The 6,467-nt window shown below is 71.5% G+C and carries 8 protein-coding genes and 1 pseudogene; 3 read left to right on the top strand and 6 right to left on the bottom strand.

All coding sequences use genetic code 11. The annotated features are described in order from the left end of the window. Window positions 1-113: 113 nt before the first annotated feature. Together OG455_RS00220 and OG455_RS00225 are read left to right on the top strand one after the other, a co-directional pair. On the top strand, window positions 114-716 hold the full coding sequence (locus tag OG455_RS00220) for a hypothetical protein (protein WP_266288846.1): 603 nt from the start codon (window positions 114-116) through the stop codon (window positions 714-716). Window positions 717-837: 121 nt separating this feature from the next. Next, complete coding sequence (locus OG455_RS00225) at window positions 838-1,224, top strand: hypothetical protein (protein WP_266288848.1); 387 nt, start codon at window positions 838-840, stop codon at window positions 1,222-1,224. A gap of 122 nt (window positions 1,225-1,346) precedes the next feature. Here OG455_RS00225 and OG455_RS00230 read toward each other — a convergent pair whose 3' ends face one another. Together OG455_RS00230 and OG455_RS00235 are read right to left on the bottom strand one after the other, a co-directional pair. Continuing rightward, window positions 1,347-1,520 carry a hypothetical protein gene (locus tag OG455_RS00230; RefSeq protein WP_266288850.1) on the bottom strand — a complete coding sequence of 58 codons (174 nt, stop codon included), beginning with the start codon at window positions 1,518-1,520 and terminating at the stop codon, window positions 1,347-1,349. A gap of 251 nt (window positions 1,521-1,771) precedes the next feature. Then, complete coding sequence (locus OG455_RS00235; protein WP_266288852.1) at window positions 1,772-3,028, bottom strand: S9 family peptidase; 1,257 nt, start codon at window positions 3,026-3,028, stop codon at window positions 1,772-1,774. A gap of 42 nt (window positions 3,029-3,070) precedes the next feature. Here OG455_RS00235 and OG455_RS00240 point away from each other — a divergent pair, with 42 nt between their 5' ends. Beyond that, window positions 3,071-3,604, top strand: a complete 534-nt coding sequence (locus OG455_RS00240) for a helix-turn-helix domain-containing protein (protein ID WP_266288854.1) — start codon at window positions 3,071-3,073, stop codon at window positions 3,602-3,604. Window positions 3,605-3,642: 38 nt separating this feature from the next. Here the strand turns inward: OG455_RS00240 and OG455_RS00245 are convergent. The 4 genes and pseudogenes from OG455_RS00245 to OG455_RS00260 all read right to left on the bottom strand — a co-directional run. Next, window positions 3,643-4,134: pseudogene (locus OG455_RS00245) on the bottom strand (FGGY family carbohydrate kinase); the annotation flags it as partial. A gap of 117 nt (window positions 4,135-4,251) precedes the next feature. Then, a complete protein-coding gene (locus OG455_RS00250) occupies window positions 4,252-5,565 on the bottom strand; it encodes an MFS transporter (RefSeq protein ID WP_266288856.1) in 1,314 nt (437 codons plus the stop codon). Then, a complete protein-coding gene (locus OG455_RS00255) occupies window positions 5,562-6,074 on the bottom strand; it encodes a GNAT family N-acetyltransferase (RefSeq protein ID WP_266288858.1) in 513 nt (170 codons plus the stop codon). Before OG455_RS00255 ends, OG455_RS00250 begins: the two co-directional genes overlap by 4 nt. A gap of 80 nt (window positions 6,075-6,154) precedes the next feature. Continuing rightward, window positions 6,155-6,358: an MbtH family NRPS accessory protein gene (locus OG455_RS00260; RefSeq protein ID WP_266288860.1), complete on the bottom strand. Its 204-nt coding sequence runs from the start codon at window positions 6,356-6,358 to the stop codon at window positions 6,155-6,157. Window positions 6,359-6,467 lie beyond the last annotated feature (109 nt).

The raw sequence follows: 6,467 nt of genomic DNA on the forward strand, positions 1-6,467 counted from the left end.
CATCATGGGGGTTTGTCTCATCGGAGTTTGACCGCAGCTTTCGGTGAGACCGCGCACCCACGGTTGCTGTCCCGGGTCGCGGCCGGTGCTGGGGCCCTGGTTACGGTTGCGGGGTGAACAGATCGACTGCGACAGCCGGCGGCATCGGCGACCCGGCTCGTCCCGACGCTTTGCTACCCCGCCTGGCCGGCAATGAGGAAGTCGTCGCCTTCTTTGCCTGGGTCGCGGACCTCGACACGACGGGTCCGGCCGACCATGAGCTGGAGGACGGAGTCCGACTCGCTTCCGGGGCCCGGCTGGAGCAGTTCGCGCGGGCGGGCTCAGGAGACGCCTACTGCTTCGTCGGCGAGGGCGGAGAGGAACGCCCGGTGGTGTACGTGAGTCTCGACGGCGTGGCCGGGCCGCTCGCCCTCGGACTGCCCGAGTTGGTGCGGCTTTGCCTCGTGGCACCGTGGTGGCGGGACGCTCCAGGACGGACAGCTGAAGAACTCCAGGCTGTCGCCTACGAGTACCGCGAAGACCTGCCCGACCTCGACCGGCGGCGCGATCGCGCGGCGCACGCGCTCGGACTTGATCCCGCCGGGCTTCCGTCTGAGGGTGGCCGCCATCTGGGCCGGTATCGACGCAGGCAAGACCCTGGTCTCGACCGTAGATGGCGTCAGGAGTGCATCGCCGGCGGCGTGGCTTCGGGTGGGTCACGCGGCCGGCCCGGATGAGGGCCGTCCACCGGCAGGAAACCTGCGGACGTGTCATCACAGTGGCGCTCCTCTGCCTTGCTTGCTGTTCTCCGCCACCCCCGCCGAACCAGCAGCCACCTCGGCCTGCGAGAGTGGCGCGATGCTTCTGAGCCCTGAAAAGACCCTGTTCATCCGGGGTACTGTCCCCGTACTCCTGCTGTCCGACGCTCCCGTGCACGCCCTCCTGCCGGTGCTGGCCGCGCCTGACGGGGCGGTGCCCCGGTGCGACGGATGGAGCATCGTCGCCCGGCTCACCCTGTGCGTCGTGGACGGACCGGGCGAGGCCGGACTCGTCGTCCCCGCCATGGCCGCACCGGTGATCGACGGCACCGGCGGGACACCCGAGATGGCCAACTGGTGCGCAGACTCCGAACAAGCCGGCGGCGCGGTCGTTCTGTCCCTCGACGAACTGCCCGAGGAGCTCGACTGGGCCCACCTCCTGGGCTCCGGCACCGCTCGCGGCGGATTCGTCCCGAGCCTGCCCTGACCCCGGATCGCGACGCGGTGGCCCGATTCGTTTCATGAGACGCATCTCAACCCGCGGAACCGGAGCTCGAGTGGAACAGGCGTCCCGCGCCCGCACGCTCGCGCCCCGGCCCCGAGGGCGCGTCACCGCGGCGCGCGGCGGCCGGCCACCAGCACCGTCTCGCCCGTCGGCACCTCCTTGAGCAGGTGGGAGGGGGTGACACCGAGTTCGGCGAGCAGCGGGTGGCAGGGCTCCATGAGATGGCGGGAGGCGTCCGCGCCGATCACCACCGCCGCACTATTGCGCGGCGCGGTCATCCCCCCGGCCGAGCCGCCCGGATCCGCGCCGCCCTCGGCCTGAACGTCATCGGCTGATCCATCAGCGCGGGCCCGCCCGGCTGACGCAGGACACAGGGAACTGCAACCCCTCACGACAGACCCGGACGGTTGCGGGGTGGGTATGACAGCGGCCACCAACAGCAATTCCCCACGGACGGCCAGTCACGGATGTGACCGAGGGTGACTGCTGGAGGATGAACGACTTTGGTCCGGGTGGGTTCTGTCCTCTCCTACCGCACCGCCAGCCAGGTCACGATCTCGTCCACCACTGCCGGAGCGACGTGTCCTGGCTTGGCGTAGTCGGCTGGGGTGGGATCGCCACTGCCGGGGAAGAAGAGGTGGTCGAGATCTTGGTGGATCCGGATCCTCACCTGGGGCCGGTGGGCCAGGGCCCGCTGCCAGAGTGCCAGGTCGTCGGTGACGGTGACCTGGTAGTCCCGCCCGCCCTGCAGGATCAGCATCGGGTGGGTCAGTGCGGCTGCCGTGGCCGGCGGGTCGTAGGCGCGCAGATCGAGCCAGTAGGCGGCGGAGAGGCCCAGGGGCAGAAGTTCGGGCGGTGTGTCGGGGGTGAGTTCAGGTCCCGCCACCAGCTCGGCCTTGCGGGCGAGCGAGGCCACCGCCTGGTCGGTACCGGGGCCGGGGGTGAGGGCGGCGAAGCGGCGGGCCACCCGCAGGGCCGCATGGTGCATCGGCTGCGCGTCCGCGGCGAGCAGCACGAGGCCTGCGATCGACGGATCGACGGCGGCGATCCGAGGCGCCACCTTGCCGCCCATGCTGTGGCCGAGCAGATGGATCCGGTCGGGGTCCACCTCGGGTTGCTGCCGGAGCAGTTGGACGGCGGCGAGCGCGGGAGGCAGGTACTCGTCGGCCATGGTGAAGGCGGAGGGAAGGCGGTCCGGGTGGGCGAAGGTCGGCTTGTCGAAGCGCAACGCGGCCACCTGACGGGAGGCGAGTCCCCAGGCGAGGTCCTTGAGCGGCTTGTTCGGGCCGCTGGTCTCGTCCCGGTCGAAGGAGCCGGCGCCGGCGAGCAGGATGGCGGCGGGCCACGGGCCGGGACCGTCGGGGAGGGTGAGCGTGCCGGGCACGGCCAGTGGCCCCGTCCCGAGCAGGACTTCCCGTTCGGTGAAGCGGTCCTGCCGCGCGTAATGCGGCGGCTGCCACACGGCGCCACCGTGCGGATCGAGTCGTAGCCCGTGCAGCAGGCCATCGCCACCCACTGATGTGACCACGGTGAAGCTGCCGTCGGCGCAGGTGATCGCGATGCGCACGCGGACCGGGTCCGCATCGCCGGCCTCGACCTCCGGCTCCTGGACCGCCTGGACCCCGCCGCGCCCGGCAGCCTCGGCCGCCCAGGCCAGGCGCAGCAGCTCGGAGGAGACCGCGGCCCGCAGTGGGGGCGCGAAGAGTTCCACGCTCTGGTCGAAGTGCTCGGCCCGCAGCAGAGCGGCGAAGCCGCGCGCCACCTCCAGTGCCCCATTCCTGTTCATTCTCATACTTGAGAACGGTAGCAGTTGTGAGAAGGTCTGGATATGGACTCCCTGAAACTGCTCGCCCACCCCATCCGGCTGCGGATCGTGCACGCGATGGGCGGTGGAAGGCTGCTGACCACCGCTCAGCTGTGCGCGCGCATCCCGGAAGCCTCCAAGGCCACCGTCTACCGGCACATCGATCTGCTGGTGAGCGGCGGGATCCTGGAGGTGGCCGAGGAGCACAGGGTGCGTGGGGCGGTGGAAAGGCACTATCGGCTGCGCCAGGACCGGGCCGTCATCGGGGCCGAGGTGGTCCGTGCGCTCACTCCTGAAGACCATCGGCAGGCGTTCGCCACCGCGATGACCGCCCTGCTGGCCGAATTCAATGCCTACCTCGACCGTGGGAAGGCGGATCCCGTGGCCGACCAGGTGGGCTACCGGCAGCACGCCCTCTGGCTCAGCCCGGCGGAACTGGCGGAGCTGATCAGCGAGCTACGTGCGGCCATCGTGCCGAGGCTGGCCAACTCGCCCGGCCCCGAGCGTGCACAGTACCTGCTCAGCCCGATCCACTTCCCGGTGGAAGCCCCGCAGTAGCCGGCCGGACGGCCGACAACCGAAGTCCGGATCGACCACCGGCCGGTGAGGTAGTCGTGCGGCAGTCGTACCGCGGCGGTGGCGGCCGTCGATTCCGGTTCATTGCCCCTGAGCCAGGCCCACTTGGTGATGGTGAAGACGGCGGTGGGTACGCTGCCGACCCGCCCGGACCAGTGCGCCGAGCTCCAACGGCCTGTCAGGCGGCGTGCCTGGGAGGCGGATCCGACATCGTTCCACAGGATGGCCGAGCGCACCGGGCGCACCGCGGCGTCGAGGGTGACGAGGCCGTACTGCCGGCCGGCGATCGACACGGCGGCGGCCCGCGAGGCCTGACCGATCGCCTCGACCGCGGAGCACAGAGCACGCCACCACTGCTCGGGGTCGCTCTCCCTGGCGCCGTTCACCCCCGTCACGGTGTGCGGGGCACGGCCCTCGCCGAGGATCGTGCCGCTGTCACCGTCCACCGCGATCGCCTTGGTCGCCTGCGTGGAGCTGTCGACACCGATCACCACGTGTGCTGTCGCGGCCATGTGCCCACGCCGTTCCTCGGGCTGACGCCGTCACCGAAGCGGCCACCCGGCCGGGAGGCAACCACGCTACCCGCCCACCGACCGGGCCGGCCCGCCACCGCCCGACCGCGCAGTGCCTCACGGCCGGCGGGACATGGACCTGATGCCGCCGCCGAACGTGGCCACCACCGCGGCGGCGACCACCAGCAGGGGGAAGGCCAGCATCGCCGTACGGCCGGCGACATGGGACAGCAGGACTCCCGCGAGAGCAGGTGCCAGGGCGGTCGCGGAGGTGGCCGCGAGGAGGACCACGCTGACCACCCGGCCCTGGAGGTGGTCCGGGGTGACGGCCGCCTGGTATCCGAACAGGGCCGCGTTGGCAGCAGGACCGAGGAAGACCGCCACGGCCAGCGGAACCGCGGCCGCGATGCCGGTGGAGAGCAGCACGCTGAGCGCCATCAGCGCGGCGGTGGACCAGCAGATCACCCTGATCAGCGTCGGCAGACGCAGCCGCCGTTGCAGGGCCGGAGCGGTGAAGGCACCGAGGAGACCGCCCACCCCGATGGTCATGGTGACCAGGCCGACCAGCACCGGCGGCAGTCCCGAGCGTCGCAGCGAGATGGTCAACGCGAAGATCATGCCGGTGAAGGCCATGTTGAGCGGGGCGGCGATCACGATCAGCGACCGCAGGAAGGGGTTGCCCAGCACGAACCGCGGCCCCTGCCACCAGGTTCCGCCCGGGACGGAGGCAGGGACGGAGGCCGGGTCGGAGGCCGGGTCGGGGCGGGGCTGCTGGAGGGGTCGGCGGATGCACAGCAGAGCCGACAACGAGAGCAGGAAGCTCAGGGCGTTGCCGAGGAACGGCAGCGCCCTGCCCAGCCCGAACAGCAGGCCCCCCAGGGGCGGCCCCGCGAGCGAACTGCCGTACGACCGCGCCTCGTTGCGGGCGACGGCGGTGACGAGCTGATCCGGCCGCACCAGGCTGCGGACCGCGGCGAACTCAGCGGTGGTGAAGACCACCGAAGCAGCGGCGCTCCCGGCCACCACCACCAGGATCAGGGCCAGGGTGGCCTTCCCCGCGACCACCGCACAGGCGAGGGCCGCGTACACGACCAGCCGCACGACGTCGCAGAGGATCATCAGTCGGCGCCGGTCGAAGCGGTCGACCAGGACCCCGGCCGGCAGCCGACAGGTCGTCGCGACGGCGAGGCCGGCGGTGCCGACCAGGCCGGCCTGCGTCGGGGAGCCGGTCAGCTGGAACACCAGGAGGGGCAGCGCCAGGTCGGACATGGCGCTGCCCACGTCCGAGAGACACTGCCCGGTCCAGAGCAGGTTGAAGTCACGGTTGCGCCACAGGCTCGATGCCCGGCCGGCCTCCCGCGCGTCGGCAGCATCCTCGGCGTCCTCGGCGTCCTCGGCGTCCGCGGCGTCCTCGGTGAGCGGTCCGCTCACGTCGGATCCTGCGTGGAGACGACCAGCATCTTCGTCACCGAGCCGTCGTCGCCGACGACATCGCGCAGGTGGCGGAAACCCAGACGCCGGCACATCTCCAGGCTCGCGGTGTTCTCCGCGCCCACCATGCCGTACGCCTCCTTCAGCCCGAGGTGGTCCGCGCCGTGGCGCAGCAGGCCCCGGACCACCTCGGTGCCCAGCCCCCGGCCCCAGAACTCGGGGGCGAGCGCGGTGATCATTTCGTAGCCGTCGACGTTTCCGGTCTTCTTCAGCTCCGCGTGGCCCGCGTACCTCCCGTCCAGCCACAGGCCCCACACGTCGAACAGGTCTTCGGGGTACACGTCGGTCCCGATCGCGCGGAACAACACGCGGAGCTCCGACTCGGGTGCGAGTTCCTGGCCCATCCAGTGGCACACCTCCTCGGTGCGCAGCAGAGCGACGAAGGCGTCCTCGTCCTCGGGCCGGTAGGGGATGAAGTCGAGGCGCTCGGTGCGCAGGGCAGGGGTCATGGCGGGCTCCGATCGGTGTGGGCAAGGTGGCGGGGCGCCGGGGCGGCGATGCGCGGCCGGCGCCCCCGTCTCGCGGGCGCTCAGGCCTCGGTGTCCGCCATGCGCTCGCGCAGGCTCCGCGGTCGCATGTCGGTCCAGACCTCGTCGACGTAGGCGGTGCACTCCGCTTCGGTGCCCTCCTTGCCGACGCTGTGCCAGCCCGCGGGCACCTCGATGTCGAGGGGCCAGAGCGAGTACTGCTCCTCGTCGTTGCGCAGCACCTGGTAGCGGGTGTTCTCGTCCATGTCACGTTCCTTCGTCATCGCCGGTGGTCGTCGGCACTGGTGGTCGTCGGCGCTGGTGGTCGTCGGCGCTGGTGGTCGTCGGCGCTGGTGGTCGTCGGCGCCGGTGGTC

This window comes from Kitasatospora sp. NBC_01287, from assembly GCF_026340565.1.
Lineage (GTDB): Bacteria > Actinomycetota > Actinomycetes > Streptomycetales > Streptomycetaceae > Kitasatospora.

Excerpts from the sequence above, each read along its gene's own strand:
- OG455_RS00225 (WP_266288848.1), top strand. The coding sequence starts at position 838 with ATGCTTCTGAGCCCTGAAAAGACCCTGTTCATCCGGGGTACTGTCCCC.
- OG455_RS00230 (WP_266288850.1), bottom strand. The coding sequence starts at position 1,520 with ATGACCGCGCCGCGCAATAGTGCGGCGGTGGTGATCGGCGCGGACGCC.
- OG455_RS00235 (WP_266288852.1), bottom strand. The coding sequence starts at position 3,028 with ATGAACAGGAATGGGGCACTGGAGGTGGCGCGCGGCTTCGCCGCTCTG.
- OG455_RS00240 (WP_266288854.1), top strand. The coding sequence starts at position 3,071 with ATGGACTCCCTGAAACTGCTCGCCCACCCCATCCGGCTGCGGATCGTG.
- OG455_RS00255 (WP_266288858.1), bottom strand. The coding sequence starts at position 6,074 with ATGACCCCTGCCCTGCGCACCGAGCGCCTCGACTTCATCCCCTACCGG.
- OG455_RS00260 (WP_266288860.1), bottom strand. The coding sequence starts at position 6,358 with ATGGACGAGAACACCCGCTACCAGGTGCTGCGCAACGACGAGGAGCAG.